This is a genomic window from Sphingorhabdus sp. (assembly GCF_044338195.1).
Taxonomy (GTDB): Bacteria; Pseudomonadota; Alphaproteobacteria; order Sphingomonadales; family Sphingomonadaceae; genus Sphingorhabdus_B.
Genome location: NZ_JBIIMC010000006.1, coordinates 1 through 25,055 on the forward strand (window position 1 = coordinate 1; position 25,055 = coordinate 25,055).

Sequence of the window (25,055 nt, forward strand, 5' to 3'; positions counted from 1 at the left end):
TTTCAAAAAATGTGCGGCTTGCCACACCATTGCGCCAGGTGGCGCAAATGGGATTGGTCCAAATCTTTGGGCCTCGATGGGTAAACCGCACGGCCATGTTGCAGGCTTTTCTTATTCGGATGCGTTGAAAAGCATTCCCGGCAACTGGGACTTTGAAGGCATGGACAAGTGGCTTGCCAACCCTAAGAAATATGCGCCGGGCACGAAAATGACTTTCGCTGGCTTGAGTAACCCCGAAGAACGCGCAAATTTGATCGCGTATCTCAATGCGCAGGGTTCAAACCTGCCGTTGCCACCGCCACCAGCAGCCGATGCCGCAGCACCTGCGGCGGATGCGGCAACCGGTGAAGCAGCTGCCGCGCCAGCGGCTGATGCCGCAGCGGCGCCAGCGGCACCTGCTGCAAAGTAATCAGTTTACGTCAGTTTGAGACTTCGTAGAAATCGCAGATAGCATTCCATGCTTCTTCTGCGGTTTCTACAAACTGGAAAAGTTCCAGATCATGTGGGCTGATGACGCCCTCGAGCATAAGCTCCTCAAAGTTCACAACACGGTTCCAGAATTCGCGACCAAATAGCAGAATCGGCATCTTTTTGATCTTGCCGGTTTGCACAAGCGTGAGCAGTTCGAAGAATTCGTCGAACGTACCAAAGCCACCGGGGAACACCGCTACGGCACGTGCGCGCAGCAAGAAATGCATTTTGCGCAACGCGAAATAGTGGAACTGGAAACTCAATCGCGGCGTCACAAACAGATTTGGCGCCTGTTCATGCGGAAGCACGATATTTAGACCAACCGATTCCGCGCCAACGTCGTGCGCGCCGCGGTTGGCGGCTTCCATGATGGACGGGCCGCCGCCCGAACATACGACGAAGTGGCGTCGACCTTCTTCGTCCGTCACATTGGCTTGTCCCGCAAGCTGCGCAAGATGACGGGATTCGTGGTAGAAACGCGCCTTTTCCTTCATGCGTTCGGCGATGATTTTTGACCGCTCATCGGTTGCAGCCGCAATCAAGGCATCTGCACCGTCGGGTTCGGGAATGCGCGCAGAGCCGTAGATCACCAACATGGATCCGATGTTGGCCTCGTCCAGCAACATTTCGGTCTTGAGCAGTTCCAGCTGGAAACGGACGGGGCGCAAATCCTCACGCAACAGGAAGTCGGTGTCCTGAAATGCGAGCCTGTATGACTTGCTTTGCGTTTGGGGGGTGGAGAGTTGCTGTTCAGCAAAGTCCGCTTCTTGTTGTGCTTTGTAGAAGCGACGATCGTTAATTTTTGTATCTGTCATTACCCTGCATATAGGGTGCAAGTGGGTGTTCTGCCACCCCTCATCGGCAAAAGCCCCTCACCGGCAAAAGGATGTGCCGTTGCGCATCGATCGGGCCATGTCCAAATGGAAATGGTTTGCATGCGCAGCGTTATAATCGGGGCCAAGCACGGTGCCGAACCGTTTGCAGGCGGACTGGTGCAGGCGGCGCAGGAAAGCGCGTTCTTCGCTGGATCCGTTCCACCCTGTGAGCACGGACACGCGGCGGCCATCGCGCAAAACGAACGCTGAAACATCGACAGCGTTGGCAAAGGCATGTTCGGATAATTTGCCCGAACGCCCCCCATAGATGTTCCGGCAATTAAACGTGCCCATTGTTTCGATACGGACGACCTCAGCGCCCAAATAATGCTTGGCTGCGGGGCGAACGGCGTAGCGTGCCCAATCGGTAAAGTTGGCCGCCAACGGGCACGTCATTGCCCCCAAATTGGTGGCTGGCGTCCCAAAATCCATGAGTTTGATCGTGTCGATCATGCGGCACCCGCCGTCGAAACTTTTGTTGGGTAAGCCGGCAAAGCGGACGGACTTTTCTTTCAAACCCGCCATGCACTGCCGCGCATTTTCCGTTGTTGCATTTGCACCCGTGCGTGTCGTTTTCGGGGCTTCGCGCGCGCTGCAAGACGCCAATAGCAGTGCGCTCGCGACAAGCAATATTCTTGGAGCAGTGACGACGGCCATAGCCCATATCATAGCGAAATCTCAGCTGTGTGCAGCCCCAAATCGACCAAATGGACGCCATATGGCGGCAAAGACGTGGATGTTTATTCAATTTCCGCGTTGCGCACAGTGGCGTGCGCGATTATCGCGAACGCATGTTGCGAATCATTCTTAATAAGAAGCCGTTGTTTTGGATATTGCTGTCTTTGCCAGCGATATTGATGCTGCGCAGCTTCTATGCGGGTGACCGCATCGCGATGGATATGCTGCATCCAACCGGTGAGTGGTCCGCGCGTTTTATGATTGTTGCGATGGTTTTAAGTCCGTTGTTGTCCTTACTAGGACCACGCCCGTGGCTCAGCTGGTTGATCCAGCGGCGCCGTGCGCTGGGTGTCGCAGCGTTCGCTTATGCGGTGCTCCATCTGGTCTTCTATCTTATCGACATGGGCAATATTGATGACATGATCGCCGAGTTTCTGGCGCTGGGCATCTGGACGGGATGGGCGGCCATGCTGTTGTTTGTTCCGCTTGCGCTGACGAGCAATGATGCATCGATGCGCGCGCTGAAGGCGGGATGGAAACGGCTGCAACGCCTTGTATATCCCGCTGCGTTGCTTGTTCTGGTACACTGGATATTCATCCACAACAATCTAGGCCCAGCGCTCGTTCATTTCGTCCCATTGGCATTGCTCGTGGCGGCACGCTTTTTTCTTCCCCGTACATCTGCATTTAAAGGAGCATGAATATGCGTTTATTGACTTCACTTTCACTGGCCGCAGCGACCGCAATTGCCTTCGCATCGGTGCCTGCATCGGCAACCGGCGTTATCACATGTAAGGCTGGACCGGTTTCGGGTTGGAAAAGCCAAAAGGCACTTACCGATAAGCTTACCAAAGAAGGCTGGACCGTCCGCAAGACAAAGGTCGATGGCGGTTGTTATGAAGTGTACGGCACAACGCCAGAAGGCGACCGTGTCGAAGCCTATTTCCACCCTGTAACGCTTGAAAAACTATACGTCGGTCGCCGCGGTGAAGTATTGTTTCGCAAGGCCGGTTACTGATCAGAATTTGCGATAGTCATTGACAAAGCCGGGGCTGCGCTTAAACGCGGCTCCGGGCCACGCGGTCCCAACGCCGCGCTGCTCTCTGCAAGGAGAAGCTTACATGACTATAGTACCCCCCGCCGTTAAACCGGCGCGTCCATATTTTTCCTCCGGTCCCTGCGCGAAACCGCCAGGCTGGAGCCCCGAAAAACTTCAAACCGAATCTCTTGGCCGTTCGCATCGTGCGAAAATCGGTAAATCGCGCCTTCAGCTTGCGATCGACCTGATGCGCGAAGTGCTTCAGGTGCCTGACACGCACCGCATCGGCATCGTCCCCGGTTCGGATACCGGCGCAATCGAAATGGCGATGTGGACCATGCTTGGCGCACGCCCGGTCACGATGATGGCGTGGGAAAGCTTTGGCGAGGGCTGGGTTACTGACGTCAACAAGCAGCTCAAGCTGAATGCGACCGTCATGAACGCCCCATATGGCGAAATTCCTGACCTGAGCGCGGTGGATTTTACCAACGACGTGGTTTTCACATGGAACGGCACGACTTCAGGTGCGCGCGTTCCAAATGGCGACTGGATTGCCGACGACCGTGAAGGCCTGACCTTCAACGATGCTACATCGGCGGTTTTTGCCTATGATATGCCATGGGACAAGCTGGATGTCACAACATTCAGCTGGCAAAAAGTGCTTGGCGGAGAAGGCGCACATGGCGTGCTCATTCTCGGACCGCGCGCTGTTGAACGGCTTGAAAATTACACCCCGGCATGGCCGCTACCCAAAGTGTTCCGCCTGATGTCGAAAGGCGCACTCGCCGAAGGCATTTTCAAGGGCGAGACGATTAACACGCCATCGATGCTTGCGGTGGAAGATGTCATCTTCGCGCTTGAATGGGCGAAGACCGTTGGCGGTTTGCAGGGCCTGATGGGCCGCAGCAATGCCAATGCCGCTGCGCTCGCAAAAATTGTTGAGGCACGTGACTATCTCGGCTTTCTTGCCGCTGACCCTGCTATTCGGTCAACGACGTCGGTGTGTCTGACCGTTGAGGGTGCAGACGAGGCCATGATCAAGAAAATGGCGTCACTGCTTGAGGCGGAAGATGCGGCTTATGACATCGCCGGATATCGCGACGCCCCTGCGGGCCTTCGTATTTGGTGCGGCGCCACTGTCGACACCGCAGATGTTGAAGCGCTCGGCCCTTGGCTCGATTGGGCTTACGAGAAAGCAAAAGCTTAAATCCCACCCGTGTCATTCCCGCGCATGCGGGAATCCATGAACGCACATGGCCGCGCAAGGCGGCAGTCCGGAACATGGATCCCCGATCAAGTCGGGGATGACGACAAAAGACATATAGGAATTTCAAAATGACCAAACCACGCGTACTTATCTCCGACAAAATGGATCCCAACGCTGCGAAGATTTTCGCAGAACGCGGCTGTGACGTTGATGTCATTACCGACCAAAGCCCTGAAGAGCTCGCCGCCATCATCGGCGATTATGATGGCCTTGCCATTCGCAGCTCAACCAAGGTGACAAAGGCCATCCTCGACGCCGCCACCAATCTGAAGGTGATTGGCCGTGCGGGTATCGGCGTCGACAATGTGGACATCCCGAACGCGTCGGCAAAGGGCGTTGTCGTCATGAACACGCCGTTCGGCAATTCGATCACCACCGCCGAACATGCGATTGCATTGATGTTTGCCCTGGCGCGCCAATTGCCGGAAGCAAATGCGCAGACACAAGCTGGCCTCTGGCCGAAAAACGGCTTCATGGGCATTGAAGTCACCGGCAAGACGCTTGGCCTGATCGGCGCAGGGAATATCGGCTCCATCGTCGCAAGCCGCGCGCTTGGCCTGCGTATGAAGGTTGTCGCCTTTGACCCGTTCCTGACGGCGGAACGCGCCATTGAAATGGGCGTGGAAAAGGCGGACTTGGACACGCTGCTGGCCAAGGCTGATTTCATCACCTTGCACACGCCGCTGACCGATCAGACCCGCAATATCCTGTCCAAAGAAAATTTGGCGAAAACCAAAAAGGGTGTGCGCATTATCAACTGCGCGCGCGGTGGCCTGGTCGATGAAGCCGCGTTGAAGGAAGCGTTGGACAGCGGCCAAGTCGGCGGCGCTGCGCTGGACGTTTTCGTAACCGAGCCTGCCAAGGAATCACCGCTATTTGGCACACCAAACTTCATCTGCACCCCGCATTTGGGTGCGTCGACCAACGAAGCACAGGTCAATGTTGCGCTTCAAGTTGCGGAACAGATGGCGGATTATCTCGTTAATGGCGGCGTGACCAATGCGCTCAACATGCCCAGCCTGTCTGCCGAAGAAGCGCCCAAGTTAAAGCCATATATGACCTTGGCGCAAAAGCTGGGATCGCTGGTTGGCCAGCTTGCGCACGATAATCTGGATAACATTGCGATTGAGGTTGAGGGCGCTGCAGCCGAATTGAATATCAAGCCAATTACCGCGGCCGTTCTTTCCGGTTTCATGCGGCGGTTCTCGGACGCGGTGAACATGGTCAACGCACCGTTTTTGGCGAAAGAGCGCGGGTTTGATATCCGTGAAGTCCGCCATGACAAAGCTGGTGCCTATCACACATTGGTGCGCGTCACCGTTAACACGGCGCAAGGGCCACGTTCGGTTGCAGGCACATTGTTTGCCAATAGCGAAGCGCGGCTTGTCGAGATTTTCGGCATCAGCCTTGAGGCAGAGCTCGAAGGCAGCATGCTGTATATCGTCAATGAAGATGCACCCGGTTTCATTGGCCGTGTTGGTACGACATTGGGCGAAGCTGGCTTGAACATCGGCACCTTCCATTTGGGTCGCCGCAGTGCAGGCGGCGAGGCGGTTCTGCTGCTGTCGATGGATGCCGCGATTCCAGAGGCTGTTCTTAAGCAGTTGGCGTCGCTTCCGGGCGTAAAGACCGTAAAGGCGCTTAAGTTTTAAGCGGGGCTTCCCCGCAAGAACTTTTCGCGTAAAGAACGCGCATGAAGATTCCGCCTGACTTGCTGCCTGAAGGCTTCCGCGACCGACTTCCTCCCCAAGCGGAGGTTGCGGCGCGGGTGTCGCGTGCCATGATCGATGTGCTGACACGCTATGGCTATGCCAGAGTAGCGCCAGCCATCGCCGAATTTGAAAGCGCGCTTGCCGAACGCAGTGGCGGCGCGGCGCGTAATCAGCATTTGCGTTTCACCGACCCTGTTTCCGGGCACACGCTGGCATTACGTGGCGATATAACCGTTCAGGTCGGGCGCATTGCGACAACACGGATGCAGGAATCGCCTCGGCCGCTGCGCTTGTGCTATCATGGTCAGGTTCTGCGCCTGAAGGCAAAGCAGCTGCGCCCCGAGCGTGAATTGACACAGCTGGGCGCGGAATTGATCGGCAATGACAGCGTCGCTGCGGCGTGCGAAATTGTCGGCGTTGCTATTGATGCGCTGGAGGCAGCGGGGGTCAAAGACATCACCATCGATTTTACGCTCCCCGACTTGGTCGAAAGGCTTGCTGAAAAGGCGCTGCCTTTGGCTCCCGATAAAATCGATGCCGTCCGTTCCGAACTTGATATGAAGGATGCTGGCGGCCTGAGCGGGTTGGGCGCTGATGCCTATCTGCCATTGCTCGCGGCTACCGGTCCTTTTTCTGCGGCGGTTGAAAAATTGCGGGCGATTGATGCTGGCGGCGCACTTGCATCGCGAATCCAGGCGCTGGAAAGCATTGCCGCAACGGTCGCTGGCCGTGCCAATGTGACGCTTGATCCCACCGAACGGCATGGCTTTGAATATCAAAGCTGGTTCGGCTTCACGATCTTCGCCAAAGGATATAGCGCGGCGCTCGGTCGTGGTGGTACTTACTACATCGACCGCGCCGATGGTCCATCCGAAGCCGCAACCGGCTTCTCGTTGTATCCAGACCCCTTGATTGACTTGGCCGAAGAAAGCACCGTGCAGCGTCTTTTCCTGCCGCTCGGCACCGATGCTGCCACCGGTACGAAATTGCGTGGCGAAGGTTGGGTTACCGTTGCTGCGTTGGACGAGAATGACAGCGCCGCGGTGCTGGGCTGCACCCATAAATGGATCAACGGGCAGGCAGTTATCGTCTGAAATCGTCCAGCACGATGCTTTAGGGTGGACGCAGCGCAATCATAATCATAACGGAGCACATGGCGAATCCCTTCGCAGGAAAAAGCTCCTGCGCAGAAAAAGGCCCCAGAGCTATCTGGCTTTGACAGGGAATATCTGATGGCAAATGTAACCGTAATTGGCGCTCAGTGGGGCGACGAGGGAAAAGGTAAGATTGTCGACTGGTTGGCGGAACGTGCCGATGCAGTGGTCCGGTTTCAGGGCGGACATAATGCGGGCCACACTTTGGTGGTCGGCGAAAATGTATATAAATTGTCGCTGCTGCCGTCGGGTATCGTAACGGGCACGTTGTCGATTATCGGCAATGGCGTTGTTCTCGACCCATGGGCGTTGCGCGACGAAATGACGAAACTGCGTGGGCAGGGCGTTTCGATTACGACCGAAAACTTCGTGCTGGCCGACAATTGCGCGCTGATTTTGCCCATCCATCGTGATTTGGATGGCTTACGCGAAGCCGCCGCCGGTTCGGGCAAGATTGGCACGACGGGCCGCGGCATTGGCCCTGCTTATGAAGATAAGGTTGGCCGCCGCGCCATTCGCGTGTGCGACCTTGCACATTTGGATGCGCTTGATGCACAATTGGACCGTCTATGCGCGCACCATGATGCGCTGCGTGCCGGTTTTGGCGAACCGCCGGTAGACCGTGCCCGCCTGATCGCTGACCTGAAGGAAATTGCGCCATTCGTTCTCGAATATGCGCAGCCTGTGTGGAAGCGGTTGAACCAAGTACGCAAGGCAGGCGCGCGGATATTGTTTGAAGGCGCGCAGGGCGTTTTGCTGGATGTCGACCATGGCACCTATCCATTTGTGACATCGTCAAACACGGTTTCGGGTACTGCCGCAGCTGGCTCTGGTCTTGGACCAAGTGCGGCCGGTTTTGTTCTGGGCATTGTGAAAGCTTACACCACCCGGGTTGGTTCGGGACCTTTCCCGACCGAGTTGGAAGATGAAACGGGCCAGCGGCTGGGCGAACGTGGTCATGAATTTGGAACCGTGACGGGCAGAAAGCGCCGTTGCGGTTGGTTCGATGCCGTCATCGTGCGTCAAAGCTGTGCTGTGTCGGGTGTCACGGGCATTGCGCTGACGAAATTGGATGTCTTGGACGGTTTTGATACGATCAAAATCTGCACGGGCTACCGCCTGAATGGCAAGGTATATGATTATCTGCCCGCGCACGCCGCAGAACAGGCTGCGGTTGAGCCGATTTACGAAGAAATGCCCGGTTGGCAAGAAACGACCGCCGGCGCGCGCAGCTGGGCCGACCTTCCTGCACAGGCGATTAAATATATCACCCGCGTTCAGGAACTGATCGAAACGCCCGTTGCCTTGGTATCGACGTCTCCGCAGCGCGAAGACACGATTTTGGTGCGCGACCCGTTTGCGGATTAACCGCTTTTCAGTTCGGCGTTCAGCCGCAAGCTAGCGCGCCAGAAGAAGAAGGCGGGGATTAGCCCAAGCCAGGCTGCACCATACAGCACCCAACGGACGCTATCGTCGCCGGCCATGGGTTGCAGCCAATCGGACAGCACGCCGAACAATAATGGGCCCAATCCAAGCCCGATGAGATTTTGTCCAAAGACGACAAGCGATGCGGCAATGGCGCGCGCCTCTGACCGCACAAGGCCTTGGACGCATCCATAAGCGGGCCCATAATAAGCCGCATTCAATATGGTCGGCAGAATGAGCAAAGCGACGGCAATCCGCCAATCTTCGGCCCAATATCCGGCAAATAAAATCGGTGCAGCAATCGCCATGCCGATGGCGGGCAGGGTCAAGATATGCCGCTTGTCACGCTTGCCAAAAACATCAGCCATTTTCCCGCCAAGCCATGTGCCGATGATGCCGGAGATGCCAAGCGCGACCGCCATAGCGAGCCCCGCCTCGGTCGTTGATAGGCCGTGGGACCGGATGAAGAAGCTGATCGTCCACAGGCCTTTGCCGTAGCTGAGGAAGGCGGTGAACGATGCGGCGATAAAGACGTACAAATAGGCCTTGGACGCAAAGACTTCACGCACAGCATCTTTAATCGAAAGCTTTGGCTTCACGGGGGTGTCTGCGGTGTTGAAATGTGCGCTATCGGCGCAGCGCCGTGGATCGCGAATGAGCAATGGGAGTATAAACGCCAGCAATATCCCCGGCATACCAACCAGCATCAGCGCCATGCGCCAGCCATATTGGTCGTTGACGACCCCGCCAATGATGAGGCCAAGCAATCCACCAATTGGGATGCCCAACCCAAAAAAGGCAATAGCCGAAGACCGTTTTTCAGGCGGCACGCTGTCTGCGATCAGCGAGTGCGCAGCGGGCGTGCAGCCAGCTTCGCCGACGCCTACGCCAATACGCGCAAGAGCGAGTTGAACGAAGTTTTGCGCAACACCGCATAATGCGGTCATAGCCGACCACACCGCGAGGCAAACAGAGATGAGCCAAACCCGGTTGGTCTTTGCATTATCCGCATAGCGGGCGATTGGTATGCCGAGCACGGCATAAAAAACTGCGAAAGCAGGGCCAGCGAGCAAACCGAGCTGCGTATCGCTCAGCCCAAGCTCGCCCTTGATAGGTTCGGCCAGAATATTGATAATCTGGCGATCCAGAAAGTTCAGAATGTACACCAGCAGAAGCGCGAACAGCATTATCTTGGGGTTGGTTATCGCCAATCCACCGCTGCGCACAGCCGCTCGATCATTCATTCCGTTTCTCCTTCTCCAATGCGCAGTTATTCCACTATTTTTGGGATTGTAAAGCGTCCTTGAAACAATGCGTTCGACAATCGTTTCTCCCAGCGTCGGAAAGGGTATGGAAAATCGGACAGTCTGAAAAATGCGTGATTGACTGTTGGTCGTACCGCGTCATTGGAGGACCATATGACCACGCGCGAAACCACGGCTTTCTTGGCCCTCGACGATCTTGATCTCACATTGTCGTTGAGTGACCGGTTCATGGTAATGGCTTATGGGGCCATCCAATGGCCCTGGTTGCTGCGCAGCCTTGATGGTGGCCGAGAGAAGGATAAGGCGAAACTGCTCGCTTATCTCGATTTGCCGCTGGATGCGTTGCCCAATTTGGGCAGCTGGAAGGCAGATACGCATTTTTTGTGGCACATCGTTTCGGCGATTGAAGAAACGCGCCCGCAACAGGTGGTTGAGTTGGGCTGCGGTGCATCCACATTCGTCGCAGCGCGGGCAATGCAGCTATTTGGTGGCGGAAAGATCGTCAGCTTTGACCAGCACGCGGATTTTGCGGCGACGACGCAAGATTGGATCCGTGAGAACGATATGGATGTCGAAATCCGCCATGCGCCATTGGGACCGCCACCGGCTGGCTGGCCGGGCCATTGGTATCAACTGAGCGATGTAACGGCTGAAATCGATCTGCTGATCGTTGATGGGCCACCATGGGCCCTTCACCCGCATGTGCGCGGCGCCGCAGCGAGCCTATTTCCGCATTTGCGGCCCGGCGGCCGCGTGCTGCTGGATGATGCTGCGCGTCCCGGCGAGCGTGTGGTCGCCCGCCGGTGGCGCAAAGAGCATCGCAATATGGGCTTCAAGCTCGACAGCCAAGGCGCCAAAGGCACCTTGCTGGGGCACAAACACCCCGCTTAAAGCTTCGTTTTTCGTTCGTCAGTTACCATGTCGCTGGCAAGGTCCAGCCCGGCTTTGCCACGCGATGCCGTGTGCGCAGGCGCATGCAATGGCTCGACAAACTCGGGCTCTTCCACCTCAAGCATGCCTTCCCATTTGGTGATGACAGACGTTGCCACGGCGTTGCCCACGACGTTGGTCGCGGTCCGGCCCATGTCGAGGAACTGGTCAATTGCGAGGATCAGCGCAACACCTTCCACAGGTAAGTCAAACATGGCCAGCGTACCGGTAATCACCACCAAAGATGCGCGGGGCACGGCGGCTACGCCCTTTGACGAAATCATCAGTGTCAGCAGGATAAGGATCTGCGTTCCGATGGACAAATCAATGCCATAAGCTTGCGCGATGAAGATGGTGGCGAAGCTCATATACATCATCGAACCATCAAGATTGAAGCTGTAGCCCAATGGCAGCATGAAACCCGAGATCCGGCGCGGGACGCCGAAGCGATCAAGCTGTTCAAATAATTTTGGCAAGGCCGCTTCGCTAGATGCGGTCGAAAAAGCAATGAGCATAGGTTCGCGGATGTAACGAATGAGCGTCCAAATGCGTCGGCCCAAGAATATTGCGCCAATCGACAGCAGGATCGTCCACAACAATGCGAGCGACAGATAGAACTCACCCACGAGTTCAAGATAGGTCAGCAAAATCGCTAGGCCGCTCTTGGAAACCACGGCGGCAAGCGCGCCAAACACCGCAACAGGCGCATAACGCATCACATAATGTGTGATTTGCAGCATCATTTCGGCAAGGGCTTCCGCACCCCGAACGAGCGGCGCACCTTTTTCGCCCACAGCGGACAATGCGATACCAGCGAACAATGCGAACACCAAAATCTGCAAAATATTGTTCGTTGCCATCGCTTCGAACGCATTTTTGGGGAAAATCGACAGGATGAAATCCCAGAAGTCGAGCTTCTTGACCTCGCCAATCGTGGCTGCGGCATTGGTGATACTATCTACCGGCGCGCCAATACCGGGCTGAAGCAGGTTGACCATCAACAGACCAAGGCCAATCGAGATGAAGCTGGCAACGATGAACCAAGAGATGGCGCGGAAACCGATTCTGCCCAGCGCACTACTGTCACCCATGTGCGCAATGCCGACGACGATGGTCGACAGGATCAGCGGCGCGACCAAAAGCTTGATGAGATTGAGGAAAATATCGGAAAGCAGTTTGAACGTCTTTGTGAGATATTCGAACTGCATACTGTCCTGCGCGAAACTGACATGGACTGCGTAACCCACGGCTACGCCGAGGATCATTCCCACCAAAATCCATAATGTAAGCCGTTTATCCACGCGGAGCCTCTCCTATTTTTTACTTTTGCGCACGCTACACAGGAGTAATGGCTGTCGCAACAAGTTACAAACGTGACTTGTTTAAGCGCTCGAAGGGCGTCATAAGCTTTGTAATAAAATTACAACGTATTTTGTCGTTGGACATGGCACTTAACCCAATGCTTGCGGGCTCAGGAGATGATTTCATGGCGGCCGCCAAAATTGCTAAAACTACCGGAAAACTGGACAAAAGCTTGCTGAAGGCAATGATTTCGGCGTTCGCTGAAACCGCGCTGCCTGGCGAAAATGAAGGCTTTGATGCCAAGGCAACGGAAGAGGCCGCCCGCTTTATCATTCAAACCGGTCTTCATCGCAAAGCTGGCACTGCCGCCATCGCGCTCGACTGTTTCACCGATGCGCACGGCCGTTTGATGATGCGGATCGCGTTGAATAACGACGACATGCCATTTTTGGTGGATTCGGTGTCCGCCGCCGTTGCCGCAAGTGGCATATCGGTCAAACGCATCATTCACCCCGTGTTGAGTGTCGTCCGTGATGATGCCCTGACGCTCACCGACATCCGCCGGAAGCGTATGGACGGTCAGGCCCGGGAATCATTCATCTATCTTGAGACAGAGCGGGTCGACGCGCGGGAACGCCGGCAGCTTGAAGCGCGCCTCAACGCCGTTCTGGCCGATGTGCGCGGCGCGGTGACGGATTGGCGCGATATGCTCGCGGCTTTGTCCGCTGACGCTGACAGCCTGCCGGAAAGTGAGGGCGCTGCGCTCCTTCGTTGGTTCTCCAAAAATAACATGACGGTTCTGGCGCACGAACGGATCAACGGCGATGGCACGCGGTCCGACCGCCTTGGTCTATCGCGCGTGACCGATGCACCGGTTCTTGCAGAAGACAGCGTTGGGCTTGCGATCAAATGGTTTGAAGACGGCGGCGTCGCGCCATTGGTGCTCAAGTCCAACCGGGTGTCGACGGTCCACCGTAATGTCCAGCTGGATCTGATCGTCATCCCCGTCACAAACGGCAACCGCATTACGGGCGTAGCGGTCACTGCAGGGCTTTGGACGAGCGCCGCGCTCGCAACTACCCCAGAGGCAATACCCGTGCTGAGAACGCATCTGGCGGCGCTTATGGACCGGTTTGGCTTTGACCCTTCGGGGCATGCGGGCAAGGCGATGGCACATGCATTGACGGCGCTGCCACACGATCTTTTGGTTGCGCTAAAATTGGATGATTTGGAGCGAGTCACACTGACCGCGATGTCGCTTACGGATCGCCCACGGCCAAAGCTGATTGCGCTGCGGTCGCCGCTTGGCCGTCATCTCTATATCTTCGTCTGGTTGCCGCGCGACGATGTCTCGACGGGCATCCGCAAGCAAATCCAGAATATGCTTATAGATGCCACAGGCGGTAGCTTGCTCGGCTGGACGATTGGTCTGGAAGATGGCGGCGTTGCCTTGCTGCGCTACACGCTCGACCTGCCAGATCGCGACCAAAAGGTCGACGAGGCCGCGCTTGATGGCAAAGTCGAGCTGATGGTGCGCGGATGGGAGCCTGCAGTCGAAGCGGCTCTCGCGTCGCTGACCGACGAAAAGCGCGCGGCCGCAATGCTCGTACGTTATGGCGCCGGCTTCCCCGCCAATTATCGCAGCACGTATTCGACCGAAGAAGCCGCGCGTGACATGGTTGGCCTGCTGACCATGGAGCGCGACCACAGTAAAGTCACCCGATTGTTCGTCGACGGCGATAATCTTCGGCTTAAAATTTATAGCGGTGGCGGCGCGCTTCCGCTCAGTGATGTTGTTCCGGCGCTTGAGAATTTTGGTTTCGACGTGTTGGAAGAATTGCCCACTGCATTGGGCGACGGCAATTATATCCATGATTTCCGATTGTCGCTGCGCGGCGGCGATGTGGCGACGGTGATGAAACGTCCGCACATTATCGAAGGCGCGTTGAGCCAGGTTTTGGACGGCAGCTTTGAAAATGATGTCTTTAACCAACTGGTGACGGTCGGCGGTCTTGATCCGCAATCGGTTATTTGGCTGCGGGCATGGTATCGCTATTTGCGTCAAACGGGCGTGACGTACGGCATGCCGACTGTGGTGTCGGCACTGGCCAAAAACGCCAATATCACGCGTTCGATCATTGCCCTGTTCGACGTTCGGCATAACCCGGCGCATTCCGGTGACCGCGAAAAAGAGATCACCAAATATGTGAAGTCGATTAACACGGACTTGGCCGCAGTATCGGCCATCGACGAAGACCGCATATTGCGCCGCTTCTTGGCGATCGTTTTGGCCACGGTCCGCACCAACGCCTTTTCGGCGGCTGCGGCAGAAGCGCTCGCATTTAAGCTTGATTGCGCGAAAGTCCCGGGCCTGCCTGCGCCGCTGCCCTGGCGCGAAGTGTTTGTGTATTCGCCGCGCGTTGAAGGCATTCACTTGCGCGCTGGCCCCGTGGCGCGTGGCGGTTTGCGCTGGTCAGACCGGCGTGACGATTTCCGCACGGAAGTTCTCGGCCTGATGAAAGCACAGCGTGTTAAAAACGCAGTGATCGTGCCGACAGGGGCCAAGGGTGGCTTTTACCCCAAGCGGTTGCCCGACATGCGCGTTGACCGCGATGCATGGTTTGCCGAAGGCACCGAAGCCTATAAGATATTCATCCGCACCTTGCTGTCGATAACCGACAACATCGTCAACGACCGCATCGTGCATCCCGACAATGTCGTCATTCATGACGGGGATGATCCTTATTTCGTTGTTGCCGCTGACAAGGGCACGGCGACATTTTCCGACACCGCAAATGCCATCGCGCTGGAACGCAATTTCTGGTTGGGCGACGCTTTCGCCAGTGGCGGCTCGGTTGGATATGACCATAAAGCAATGGGTATCACCGCCAAGGGTGGTTGGCTTTCGGTCCAGCGCCATTTCGCCGAAATGGGTATCGACGTTCAAAAAGAACCGATCACGGTTGCTGGCGTCGGTGACATGTCTGGTGACGTTTTTGGCAACGGAATGCTGCTTTCGAAAACATTGAAAGTCGTCGCCGCATTCGACCACCGCCATATCTTTTTTGATCCCGATCCCGACCCGGCGGTCAGCTGGAAAGAACGTCAACGTTTGTTCAATCTGCCGCGCTCAAGCTGGCTGGATTATGATAGCAAGCTGATTTCAAAGGGCGGCGGCGTATTTGCACGGACCGAAAAGTCGATCAAAATTTCGCCTGAAATCAGAGCATTATTAAGCATTGATGCGAAAGAGATTGAACCGTCTGCATTGATGACCGCAATATTGAAGGCACCTGTGCAGCTGCTGTGGTTTGGCGGAATTGGAACCTATATTAAGGACCGAAGCGAAGGCCATCTGGATGTTGGCGACCCGGGCAATGACGCGATCCGCGTCAATGGCGCGGATGTGCAGGCAAAGGTCATCGGCGAAGGTGCCAACCTTGGCGTCACGCAGGCGGGGCGTATTGGCTACGCATTGCGCGGGGGCCGGATCAACACCGACTTCATCGACAACAGCGCCGGCGTGGATTGTTCAGATAATGAGGTGAACATCAAAATCGCGCTGAATGCGCAAATGCGTGCCGGCAAGTTGAAGGAACCGGCGCGCAACATTTTGCTCGCCGATATGACCGACGCCGTTGCGCATTTGGTGCTTGAGGACAATCGCCTGCAAACGCTTGCGCTTTCCATTGCCGAAACGGGCGGGGCGGGGGATTTGCCTGCCTATGTCCGGCTTATTGAAATCTTCGAAGGCTCTGGCAAGCTTGACCGTGCGGTTGAGGGGCTCGCACCGAGCGAGGAACTGTTCCGGCGCGCAAGTGAAGGACGTGGTCTGACCCGGCCTGAATTGGCCGTGCTGCTGTCGACGGCAAAGCTGGCCGCGCAAGACGGCGTTGAGGACGCGCCTTTGGCACAAGATGCCTCAATGGACAGCGAACTGCTGGCTGCGTTTCCAGAGGCGATGGTCAAGGCGCACAAAAGCGCGATCTTGTCGCACCGGTTGCGCAAGGAAATCATCGCGACCAAGTTGGCGAACCGCATGATCAACCGGCTGGGCATGCTGCACCCGTTTGAACTGGCTGAGGAAGAAGGCTGCGGCCTTGGTGATGTTGCCGCGGCCTTCGCCATTGCCGAACGCATTTATGATCTGCCATCGCTGTGGCAGGCCATCGATACGACACCGATGCCGGAGGCGACGCGGTTGATGCTATTCAATCAAGCTGCCGTTGAAATTCGTGCGCAGATGGCGGACATCATTCGCAACGCGCATGAAGGCCGCGACGTCAGTGCCGCCACGGCCGTATATGCCCCCGTCGTGCAGAAATTGTCTGCCGCGCTTGACGGGTTGTTGCCCAATGACGTCCGGCTTCAGACAGAACGTTTTGGCGCACGGCTTGCGGAAAATGGCGCGCCACGCAAAATTGCCGATCGGCTGGTTGAATTGGCGCAGTTGGATGGAGCGATTGGCCTTGCGGCGTTGTCATCGACCCAAAAGGGTGATGTGACCGCGCTTACGCGTGCTTTCACCGCCATAGGCGATGCGCTTGGCCTCAGCTGGGCACAAGGGGCGGCCATGCAGATTGATCCGCACGACCCGTGGGAACGACTGCTGGTTGCGGGTCTGGCGCGCGATTTCCAAACGATGCGTTTGGATTTCTTACGGCGCCGTGCCGCCAAGAAGCCGCTCGAGGATGCACAGGATTGGCTGCAAACCAACACCGTCCGCGTGCGTGCATTCAAGGCGATGGTCGACCGTGCCCGCATGGCAGGCATACCAACGCCCGCGATGCTGGCACAGGTTGCCGGTCAGGCACGGGTGCTATTGGGGCGTTAAGCCCTTAGCTCTTGGATGGAGCCAATCCGGCGGGGTTGCCTTTGGTTGAGGGGTTCGAAGCATTTTGCTTCTTGGGCGCCTCTGCCTTTGGTTTGCGGACTTCGCGGTTCGATTTCTTTTGGCTCTTTGCCATGATGTTTTCCTTTCGGGGGTGGAGGGGACAACGTGCAAAGCGCCGGATCGTTCACGCGAACGTCCGGTGATCCTTATCTATATGCACGAATGGCCCCCGTTATAAGGGCACCCACCGAAATGAGGTGATTAAGCCACTGCCTCTGCTTCACGCTTATAAATGCTATTCAGCGGATGGCGGAACAGCTTCGTCACCATGGGTTCGAAAAACTCTAATGGCAGCGTGTCATATTCGGGATCGAACGATGGGCAGTCATATTTGTCGATGAATTCTTCGGTGTCAGCAAACCATTCATGACCGCGGAACTTTTCGCGCATGTCACGATCAAGTCCAAGATGGTGGAAGAAGTTGTGACCTTGGAAAATGCCGTGGTTCTGGACAATCCAGTGCAGTTTTTCGGAAACGAACGGCTTTAATATGGCAGCAGCAATGTCTGGGTGGTTTGCGGCGCCAAGTGTGTCGCCAATGTCGTGCAGCAGCGCCATGACGACATAATCTTCGTCCCGTCCATCACGATGGGCGCGCGTCGCGGTTTGTAACGAATGGGTCAACCGGTCCACCGCGAATCCACCAAAATCGCCATCGAGCAGCCGAAGATGGTCCAATATCCGTTGTCCGCCATTTTGCGAGAACGGGATATTGTGCCGCATGATGATTTGCCAATCTTCTTGCGTGCTTTGTGACATGTCGTGGAAATTTGCGCGATCTTCGTGGTTGTCCATGGTCGATATCCTCTCCCCAAAACCCTATCATGTCCTTGTGATGAAACAAGTGCTTCATGCGCGCGTAAAATGCGGCTAGACCGATTTTATGGCGGTACTTGAGCTTACAGACAAACCCTTCTTTGCCGATAAAAATCGCGCATTTTGGAATCTCCATTCAGCCGGATGGGCAGGCGCAGTCATTTTGCGCGCTGCGTCGGGTATCGCCCAGGGGCAGCCTGTCAGCTTCCTCGTGCCCATCTTGATTTCAGCGGTCACCGGTTATTCGATCACGCTTCTGCTATCGGTTATTTACCGATTTCTGATTGATCAGCGGCCATTTATTACGTGGAGCCTGACGTTCGTCGCGGTGTCCTTGGCCACGATTGGCTACGCGTATATGGACGTGTGGGTGCTTCAAACCATTCGGGACGGGGTGGATGAAACGCCTTTTGCGCAGTTATGGCTGGCTGCGATCTACATTAACTCCGTGCTATTGGCGGCCTGGTCCGCGCTGTATTACGCGATCAATTATTTCGTGCGCGCTGAAGAACAAGCGGATCAGATGATGCGGCTTGAGGCGCAGGCCACCAGTGCGCAGCTGACGATGTTGCGGTATCAGTTGAATCCGCATTTCCTGTTCAACACATTGAACAGTATATCGACGCTCGTGCTGCTGAAGCAGACGGAGCAGGCAAACGCCATGTTGTCGCGGCTATCGTCATTTTTGCGCTTCACCCTCATCAACGAAGCGGCGGCCAAGGTGCCTCTGACGCAAGAGATCGAGACGCTGAAATTGTATCTTGATATTGAAAAAATGCGTTTTGAAGAACGGCTGCGGACATATTTCACGATTGAACCGGCTGTCGAAGACGCTCTGGTGCCGTCACTTCTCCTGCAGCCATTGGTGGAAAATGCCATTAAATATGCGGTGACCCCGAAAGAAGAGGGCGCCGACATTTCCGTCACCGCTCAACTCGTCGGTCAAAGAGTGCGAATTACCGTATCGGACACGGGACCGGGCTTGCAGCCGGGACAGCAAGATCACAGCCTCTCCACCGGTGTTGGGATGGCGAACACCCGCGAGCGACTTTCACAAGCTTATGGCGACGATCAACGCTTTGAACATTATGTAAAAGCGGGCGGAGGATTTGAGGTTTTGTTGGAACTACCCTATCAAAGCCGGATTATAACAGGGGAAGACATTCAAACGGGGGCTAAGCAGCAAGGACAAATATCCGCATGAGCATTCGTACAATATTGGTCGACGATGAAAAGCTGGCGATCCAAGGCCTTGAATTAAGGCTTCAGCCATTCGACGACATCGAAATCGTCGCGACCTGCCACAATGGCCGCGAAGCCATTCGCAAGATTAAAACGCTGAAACCCGATCTCGTGTTTCTCGACATTCAGATGCCCGGATTCGATGGCTTTTCGGTTGTTCAGGGCGTGATGGATATTGATCCGCCATTGTTCGTCTTTGTGACGGCTTATTCGGAACATGCGATTAAGGCGTTCGAAGCGCAGGCCATCGATTATCTCATGAAGCCGGTCGAGCCAGAACGTCTTGCAGACACCATGGACCGTGTGCGCAGCAGGCTTGCCGACAAGCGCACATCGGATGAGCTGGACAGGCTTCGCAATGTCATCAATGAAGTTGCGCCGGATGCTGCTGACAATCTGAGTTCGCTTGACGACGACGTGGCGTCGACCCGGTTTGAGAAGCTTATCAATATCAAAGATCGCGGCCAGATTTTCCGCGTCGATGTGGAAAGCATCGAACGTATTGATGCGGCTGGCGACTATATGTGCATATATACCGCCGACAACTCACTCATCCTGCGCGAGACGATGAAGGATCTGGAAAAGCGCCTCGATCCAAGGACGTTCCAGCGCGTCCACCGTTCGACAATTGTCAATTTGGATCAGGTGCGGCAGGTCAAGCCGCATACGAACGGCGAATGCTTCCTTGTGCTCGAATCCGGCGCACAGGTAAAAGTCAGCCGTTCCTATCGTGACGTTGTAGCCAGGTTTGTCCATTAAGGAGAATAAGGATGGCAGAAGCCGATACCTCGCCGCGCATGAAGGCCAGTGACTTCCATCCCTATATTCTGGAAATCTTTGATGGCTATGTCCACGGCAAGCTGACCAAACGTGAATTCATCCGCCAAGCCGGTAAATTCGCGGCTGCGGGCGTAACCGGCCTTATGATACTCAACCAGTTGCAGCCGGATTATGCTTTGGCGCAGCAAGTAAAAGCCGACGATCCCGAAATCGTCACGTCGCGGGTGACGGTACAAAGCCCGGATGGGCATGGCAGCATCAGCGGTCTTCTGGCGCGGCCGGCTAAGGCAAGCAGCAAGCTGCCGGCGGTTTTGGTGGTTCACGAAAATCGCGGATTGAACCCCTATATTGAAGATGTCGTGCGCCGTCTGGCAAAGGCCGGCTATATGGCGTTTGGCCCTGATGGCCTGTCGTCGCTTGGCGGTTATCCGGGCAATGACGAAAAAGGCCGCGAGCTGCAGGCAAAGCTGAACCCCGGCAAATTATTGGAAGACTTTTTCGCCAGCTATGAATTCTTGCGCGACCATGCCGACAGCACAAGCAAGGTTGGCGCGGTGGGTTTTTGTTATGGTGGCGGCGTCTGCAATGCGTTGGCTGTTGCCTATCCGGAAATGGCTGCATCAGTGCCTTATTATGGTCGCCAACCAACGGCTGCCGAAGTTCCTTTTATTAAGGCGCCGCTGTTGGTCCATTATGCCGAGGTCGACGAGCGCATCAACGCCGGTTGGCTCCCCTATCAGGCAGCGCTCATCGCGAACCAGAAGGCGTTTCAGGTGCATTTCTATCCGGGTACACAGCATGGCTTCCATAATGACAGCACGCCCCGTTTTGACAAAGCAGCGGCAGACTTATCATGGGCCCGCACGCTCGCGTTTTTCGGGAAAAATCTGCGTTAGCGCCGGTCTTTGAAAAACACCTGAAGCAGTTCCGCCGATTCGTCTGCGGATATCCCAGAATATATTTCGGGGCGATGATGCACCGTGGGCTGTTCAAATAAGCGCGGGCCATGCGCCACAGCGCCGCCCTTGGGGTCCTCAGCGCCATAATAGAGGCGGGCGATGCGCGAATGGGCGATTGCGCCTGCACACATCGCACAGGGCTCTAGCGTGACCCACAGGTCGCATCCCGTGAGCCGGTCATTGCCAAGGTGCGCCGCAGCGGCGCGGATGGCGAGGATTTCGGCGTGGGCCGTGGGGTCATGATGCTCAAGTGGACGGTTGGCGCCACGGCCAATAATGACCCCATCCTTGACGACAATCGCGCCAACGGGCACTTCGCCTTGCGCGGCGGCTGCCTGCGCCAAGTTGAGTGCTTCGTTCATCATTTCGCGGGCTTTGGACAAGGGCATGTTATTTTGCTAGCGTAGATTACTGCTTTTGACCACACATCGGCTTGACCTTTTCGGTGTGGAGCGTTAGGGGCAGCGACTTTCGCGGGACAGTGATTCCGCATACACTTTTTTTATACAGGACATACATCATGGCGCGCATCTGCGAACTCACCGGTAAAGGCCGTCTGGTCGGCAACAATGTGAGCCACGCCAACAACAAAACCAAGCGCACATTCTTGCCTAACCTGCAGAATGTCACTTTGTTGTCGGATGCCCTTGAGCAGGGCTACAAGTTCCGCGTTTCGACCCACGGTCTGCGTTCGGTTGAGCATGTTGGCGGTCTCGACAACTGGTTGTTGAAGACTTCGGACGAGAAACTCTCGACAAACGCGCGCAAGGTGAAAAAAGAAATCGCCAAGAAGCAAAAAGCTGCGGCGTAAGCCCAACGGCTGCTTTTGCAGCCTGTATTTAGAACGAATCAAAGCCGGGGGCAGTCACTGCCTCCGGTTTTTTCTTGTCCGGGGCAGAGGGCAGCCGGAACTTCGTCAATTACGGGCGGAATATGAACGATCGATAACAGACACATTCAGCATTCGGACAATGAAGCATCTTCATAAGGCAATTATCGGCACAGCAAATCGCCGAATTGCCCAATGCGGGCCGAACCTGAAACCAAAGGAGTATCGAACGTCATCGACAAGTCGGACAGCAATTGCCGCCGCAATCGTTAGAATATCAGCATTTCGTCCGGATGTGATCCCTGAACCTCAATCACATCCGGACGGAACGGTCGATCAGGCGATTGCCTGACGATCATGAGCCAGCCTTCGATCGAGGGCTGGCTTTTCGTTTCAACTGAAACTTGTCTGCATGCGCTTTATCCGGCAAAGCGCCGCAATGACTTCATCACTCGAATCCGCACGAACTGCCATCCGGCCCTTTCATCGCAAGTATGAACCAGAAGTGCTCGCCCCATTGGTGGTCGCTGCCACTGTCGATGGCACAACGCGCGCCGAAGTTGTGCGCACCGCGCGGACCCTGCTGGCCGATTTGCGCCAGGTGCAAGCCGATGGGTGGGTGAACCAGTTCCTGCAGGAATATCGCCTCGGGACCGAAGAGGGCACGGCGCTCCTTTCGCTTGCGGAGGCCTTTTTGCGCGTACCCGATCCCCAAACAGCCGATCTGCTGATTGCCGACAAGCTGACGGAAGCGGAGTGGAGCAACCATAAGGGGCAGTCGTCGAGCTTGCTGGTGAACAGCGCGACTTGGGGACTTGTCCTCGGTAAAGCGGTTCTGGGTGACAGCACAAGCACATTGAAACGCCTGATTGCAAAGGCAGGCGAGCCATTTGTGCGGCAAGCCGTTGGCGCGGCTATGCGCCTGATGGGCCAAGTTTTCGTGATGGGCCGCGATATTGACGAAGCCATCAAGCGGATGGAATCAAAAGACAACCGCGGCTTCACCGCCAGTTTCGACATGCTTGGCGAAGCCGCACGCACCAAAAATGATGCAGAACGATATTTCGCATCCTACGCTGCGGCTATCGCCGCCGTCGGCCGCAACGCGGCGCGCGGGCATAGCATTTCTGTAAAATTGTCGGCGCTGCACCCGCGATATGAAACCGCGCAAAGTGCAACATGCATTCCAGAACTGGCCGATATGATCACGCAATTGGCCCGGTCTGCCGCTGCGCTTGGTGTGCAACTCACCATTGACGCCGAAGAAGCCGCGCGGCTGGAAATGAGCCTAGATATCATTGAACGCGTAGCCCGTGACCGTGAACTGCGCGGCTGGAGTGGCCTAGGCATGGCGGTGCAAGCCTACTCCAAACGCGCCCGTCCCGTCATCGCTTGGGCCAATGCACTGGGCCATGACACGTCCCGCATCATGCAAGTGCGCCTCGTCAAAGGCGCTTATTGGGACAGCGAGATCAAACATGCGCAGGAACGCGGACTGACCGACTTCCCATTGTTTACCCGCAAACCGGCAACGGACGTATCCTACCTTGCGTGCGCCAAAGATATGTTTGAAGCCCCCAACATTCGCCCTGCATTTGCAACGCATAACGCGCTTACCGTCGCGACGATTTTGCAATGGGCGGGGGACAATCGCGATTTTGAATTTCAGCGCCTGCATGGCATGGGCGAAGGGCTGTTTGAACGCCTTGTGCGCGAAGAAGGCTATCAATGCCGCACCTACGCTCCGGTAGGCGGACATCGCGACTTGCTCGCTTATCTGGTCCGCCGCTTGCTGGAAAATGGCGCCAACAGCAGTTTCGTCCACCAACTGGCGGACCAATCCATCAGTGAGGACGAGCTGCTTGCCGATCCGGTAGAGAAAATTATGGCCGTTGGCGGCACGCGGCACCCGGCCATTGCAGCGCCTGCGGATCTGTTTCAGCCAGAGCGGACGAATAGCCTTGGCATTGACCTGGATGATGCGGTGATTTTGCAAGAAACTGCAGCGGACATCGCGCGCCCGGTACCATTGGGCAAACAGACAACAGCCTCACCAGAAGGTGCTGTCACGGCGGCGCTTGCCGCCTATCCGGCATGGTCAAATACCCCATTGGACGAACGCGCGGACTGTCTGGATAGACTGGCCGACCTGTTGGAATCCAACCGTGGCCGGTTAATGGCTATTTTGGTGCAAGAGGCACGCAAAACGATCCCTGATGCGCTCTCCGAAGTACGCGAGGCGATTGATTTTTGCCGTTATTATGCTGCGCGCGCCCGTACCGATTTAATGCCTGTTGAATTGCCCGGCCCGACGGGCGAACGAAATGTTCTGCGGCATGAAGGCAGGGGTGTGTGGGTCGCCATTGCGCCGTGGAATTTCCCGCTTGCGATATTTTTGGGGCAAGTGGCGGCTGCATTGGTCACGGGCAACACCGTGGTCGCGAAGCCTGCCCCGCAAACACCCGCAATTGGGCAATATGCAGTGGCGCTGGCGCATGAAGCCGGTGTTCCCGAAGATGTGCTCCAGATTGTTACCGCCGGTGGCGACGTCGGCGCGGCCCTGACCGCCGATGTCCGCATTTCTGGCGTGGTGTTTACTGGTTCGGTCCCGACGGCAAAGGCCATTGCGCGCAACTTGCTCGCTGATGATGCGCGACCATTGGTGTCGCTGATTGCCGAAACGGGTGGCCTCAACGCCATGATCGTCGATTCCACGGCTTTGTCCGAACAAGTCGTTCGCGACATCATCATCTCTGGCTTTCAATCGGCAGGCCAGCGTTGTTCGGCTTTGCGGTTGTTGCTTCTGCAAGAGGATATCGCAGAACACACGCTTGAGATGCTGCGCGGCGCGATGGACACTTTGAACGTGGGCGATCCTGCCGATCCTTCTACCGACATCGGCCCTGTCATCGATCAGGATAACTATGACAAGCTGATGGCCTATCGTGCCGAGGTGAAGGACAGAATAGTTCATGAGATAGACGTTCCGGCAAAAGGCCTGTTTGTGCCCCCGTCGGTTATCCGTCTGGACAATTTGGACGACCTGAACCGTGAATGGTTCGGCCCATTGGTGCATGTTGCAACGTGGAAGGCTGGCGAGCTTGAGGCGACAGTCGCAAGGGTGAATGCCAAGGGATTTGGTCTGACTATGGGGCTGCACAGCCGGATTGCGGGCAGCAGTGCGTTGGTCGAAAACCTTGCCCGCGTTGGCAATCTGTACATCAATCGGTCGATGATTGGCGCGGTGGTGGGCAGCCAGCCATTTGGCGGTGAAGGCTTATCCGGCACTGGTCCCAAAGCAGGCGGACCGCATTATTTGTACCGCTTCTGCGCTGAACGAACGACATCTGTCGATACAACCAGCGCGGGCGGCAACGCATCGTTGCTGTCGCTTGAGGACGATAGCTGACTTTAAGA

Annotated in this window: 21 protein-coding genes; 14 read left to right on the plus strand and 7 right to left on the minus strand. The window is 56.2% G+C overall.

What is annotated here, in order from left to right; genetic code table 11:
* On the plus strand, window positions 1–409 hold a 409-nt coding region (locus ACIQZK_RS02955; protein WP_397574838.1), incomplete at its 5' end, for a c-type cytochrome.
* A 10-nt stretch (window positions 410–419) separates the two neighbouring features.
* On the opposite strand, the gene ACIQZK_RS02960 is transcribed toward ACIQZK_RS02955, so the two are convergent.
* Both ACIQZK_RS02960 and ACIQZK_RS02965 read right to left on the minus strand, forming a co-directional pair.
* Window positions 420–1,286, minus strand: coding sequence for an LOG family protein (locus ACIQZK_RS02960; RefSeq protein WP_397574839.1), 867 nt, complete (start codon window positions 1,284–1,286; stop codon window positions 420–422).
* 57 nt (window positions 1,287–1,343) lie between these two features.
* A complete protein-coding gene (locus ACIQZK_RS02965) occupies window positions 1,344–1,871 on the minus strand; it encodes an extensin family protein (RefSeq protein WP_397574840.1) in 528 nt (175 codons plus the stop codon).
* A gap of 266 nt (window positions 1,872–2,137) precedes the next feature.
* Between ACIQZK_RS02965 and ACIQZK_RS02970 the strand changes: the two genes are divergently transcribed.
* The 6 genes from ACIQZK_RS02970 (at window position 2,138) to ACIQZK_RS02995 (ending at window position 8,564) form a co-directional block, all read left to right on the plus strand.
* Window positions 2,138–2,725 carry a ferric reductase-like transmembrane domain-containing protein gene (locus ACIQZK_RS02970; RefSeq protein ID WP_397574841.1) on the plus strand — a complete coding sequence of 196 codons (588 nt, stop codon included), beginning with the start codon at window positions 2,138–2,140 and terminating at the stop codon, window positions 2,723–2,725.
* Between the two features lie 2 nt (window positions 2,726–2,727).
* Window positions 2,728–3,042, plus strand: a complete 315-nt coding sequence (locus ACIQZK_RS02975; protein WP_395635421.1) for a PepSY domain-containing protein — start codon at window positions 2,728–2,730, stop codon at window positions 3,040–3,042.
* 103 nt (window positions 3,043–3,145) lie between these two features.
* A complete protein-coding gene (locus tag ACIQZK_RS02980) occupies window positions 3,146–4,270 on the plus strand; it encodes a phosphoserine transaminase (protein ID WP_397574842.1) in 1,125 nt (374 codons plus the stop codon).
* 128 nt (window positions 4,271–4,398) lie between these two features.
* Complete coding sequence (serA, locus tag ACIQZK_RS02985) at window positions 4,399–5,982, plus strand: phosphoglycerate dehydrogenase (protein WP_397574843.1); 1,584 nt, start codon at window positions 4,399–4,401, stop codon at window positions 5,980–5,982.
* 41 nt (window positions 5,983–6,023) lie between these two features.
* Window positions 6,024–7,136, plus strand: coding sequence for an ATP phosphoribosyltransferase regulatory subunit (locus ACIQZK_RS02990; RefSeq protein ID WP_397574844.1), 1,113 nt, complete (start codon window positions 6,024–6,026; stop codon window positions 7,134–7,136).
* A 138-nt stretch (window positions 7,137–7,274) separates the two neighbouring features.
* Window positions 7,275–8,564, plus strand: a complete 1,290-nt coding sequence (locus ACIQZK_RS02995; protein WP_397574845.1) for an adenylosuccinate synthase — start codon at window positions 7,275–7,277, stop codon at window positions 8,562–8,564.
* Here the strand turns inward: ACIQZK_RS02995 and ACIQZK_RS03000 are convergent.
* Window positions 8,561–9,865, minus strand: a complete 1,305-nt coding sequence (locus ACIQZK_RS03000; RefSeq protein WP_397574846.1) for a spinster family MFS transporter — start codon at window positions 9,863–9,865, stop codon at window positions 8,561–8,563. The genes ACIQZK_RS02995 and ACIQZK_RS03000 overlap by 4 nt on opposite strands.
* Before the next feature lie 174 nt (window positions 9,866–10,039).
* On the opposite strand from ACIQZK_RS03000, the gene ACIQZK_RS03005 reads away from it, so the two are divergent.
* A complete protein-coding gene (locus tag ACIQZK_RS03005) occupies window positions 10,040–10,777 on the plus strand; it encodes a class I SAM-dependent methyltransferase (protein ID WP_397574847.1) in 738 nt (245 codons plus the stop codon).
* On the opposite strand, the gene ACIQZK_RS03010 is transcribed toward ACIQZK_RS03005, so the two are convergent.
* Window positions 10,774–12,117, minus strand: coding sequence for a dicarboxylate/amino acid:cation symporter (locus ACIQZK_RS03010; protein WP_397574848.1), 1,344 nt, complete (start codon window positions 12,115–12,117; stop codon window positions 10,774–10,776). The two genes, ACIQZK_RS03005 and ACIQZK_RS03010, sit on opposite strands and share 4 nt — an antisense overlap.
* Before the next feature lie 185 nt (window positions 12,118–12,302).
* On the opposite strand from ACIQZK_RS03010, the gene ACIQZK_RS03015 reads away from it, so the two are divergent.
* Window positions 12,303–16,952 (plus strand): NAD-glutamate dehydrogenase, encoded by a 4,650-nt coding sequence (locus ACIQZK_RS03015; RefSeq protein ID WP_397574900.1) that lies wholly within the window; start codon window positions 12,303–12,305, stop codon window positions 16,950–16,952.
* 4 nt (window positions 16,953–16,956) lie between these two features.
* Here ACIQZK_RS03015 and ACIQZK_RS03020 read toward each other — a convergent pair whose 3' ends face one another.
* Together ACIQZK_RS03020 and ACIQZK_RS03025 are read right to left on the minus strand one after the other, a co-directional pair.
* Window positions 16,957–17,085 (minus strand): hypothetical protein, encoded by a 129-nt coding sequence (locus tag ACIQZK_RS03020; protein WP_397574849.1) that lies wholly within the window; start codon window positions 17,083–17,085, stop codon window positions 16,957–16,959.
* Between the two features lie 128 nt (window positions 17,086–17,213).
* Window positions 17,214–17,807 carry an HD domain-containing protein gene (locus ACIQZK_RS03025; protein ID WP_397574850.1) on the minus strand — a complete coding sequence of 198 codons (594 nt, stop codon included), beginning with the start codon at window positions 17,805–17,807 and terminating at the stop codon, window positions 17,214–17,216.
* Window positions 17,808–17,895: 88 nt separating this feature from the next.
* Between ACIQZK_RS03025 and ACIQZK_RS03030 the strand changes: the two genes are divergently transcribed.
* The 3 genes from ACIQZK_RS03030 to yghX are packed head-to-tail and all read left to right on the plus strand — an operon-like array spanning window position 17,896 to window position 20,746.
* Complete coding sequence (locus ACIQZK_RS03030) at window positions 17,896–19,032, plus strand: sensor histidine kinase (protein ID WP_397574851.1); 1,137 nt, start codon at window positions 17,896–17,898, stop codon at window positions 19,030–19,032.
* Window positions 19,029–19,829 (plus strand): LytR/AlgR family response regulator transcription factor, encoded by an 801-nt coding sequence (locus ACIQZK_RS03035; RefSeq protein WP_397574852.1) that lies wholly within the window; start codon window positions 19,029–19,031, stop codon window positions 19,827–19,829. Before ACIQZK_RS03030 ends, ACIQZK_RS03035 begins: the two co-directional genes overlap by 4 nt.
* A gap of 11 nt (window positions 19,830–19,840) precedes the next feature.
* Window positions 19,841–20,746: a YghX family hydrolase gene (yghX, locus tag ACIQZK_RS03040; RefSeq protein WP_397574853.1), complete on the plus strand. Its 906-nt coding sequence runs from the start codon at window positions 19,841–19,843 to the stop codon at window positions 20,744–20,746.
* On the opposite strand, the gene tadA is transcribed toward yghX, so the two are convergent.
* Entirely contained in the window at window positions 20,743–21,174 is a 432-nt protein-coding gene (tadA, locus tag ACIQZK_RS03045; protein ID WP_397574854.1) for a tRNA adenosine(34) deaminase TadA, read from the minus strand. The two genes, yghX and tadA, sit on opposite strands and share 4 nt — an antisense overlap.
* A gap of 155 nt (window positions 21,175–21,329) precedes the next feature.
* On the opposite strand from tadA, the gene rpmB reads away from it, so the two are divergent.
* Window positions 21,330–21,620, plus strand: a complete 291-nt coding sequence (gene rpmB / locus ACIQZK_RS03050) for a 50S ribosomal protein L28 (protein ID WP_125230549.1) — start codon at window positions 21,330–21,332, stop codon at window positions 21,618–21,620.
* A 457-nt stretch (window positions 21,621–22,077) separates the two neighbouring features.
* Window positions 22,078–25,047: an L-glutamate gamma-semialdehyde dehydrogenase gene (locus ACIQZK_RS03055; RefSeq protein ID WP_397574855.1), complete on the plus strand. Its 2,970-nt coding sequence runs from the start codon at window positions 22,078–22,080 to the stop codon at window positions 25,045–25,047.
* The last annotated feature ends 8 nt before the right edge of the window (window positions 25,048–25,055 follow it).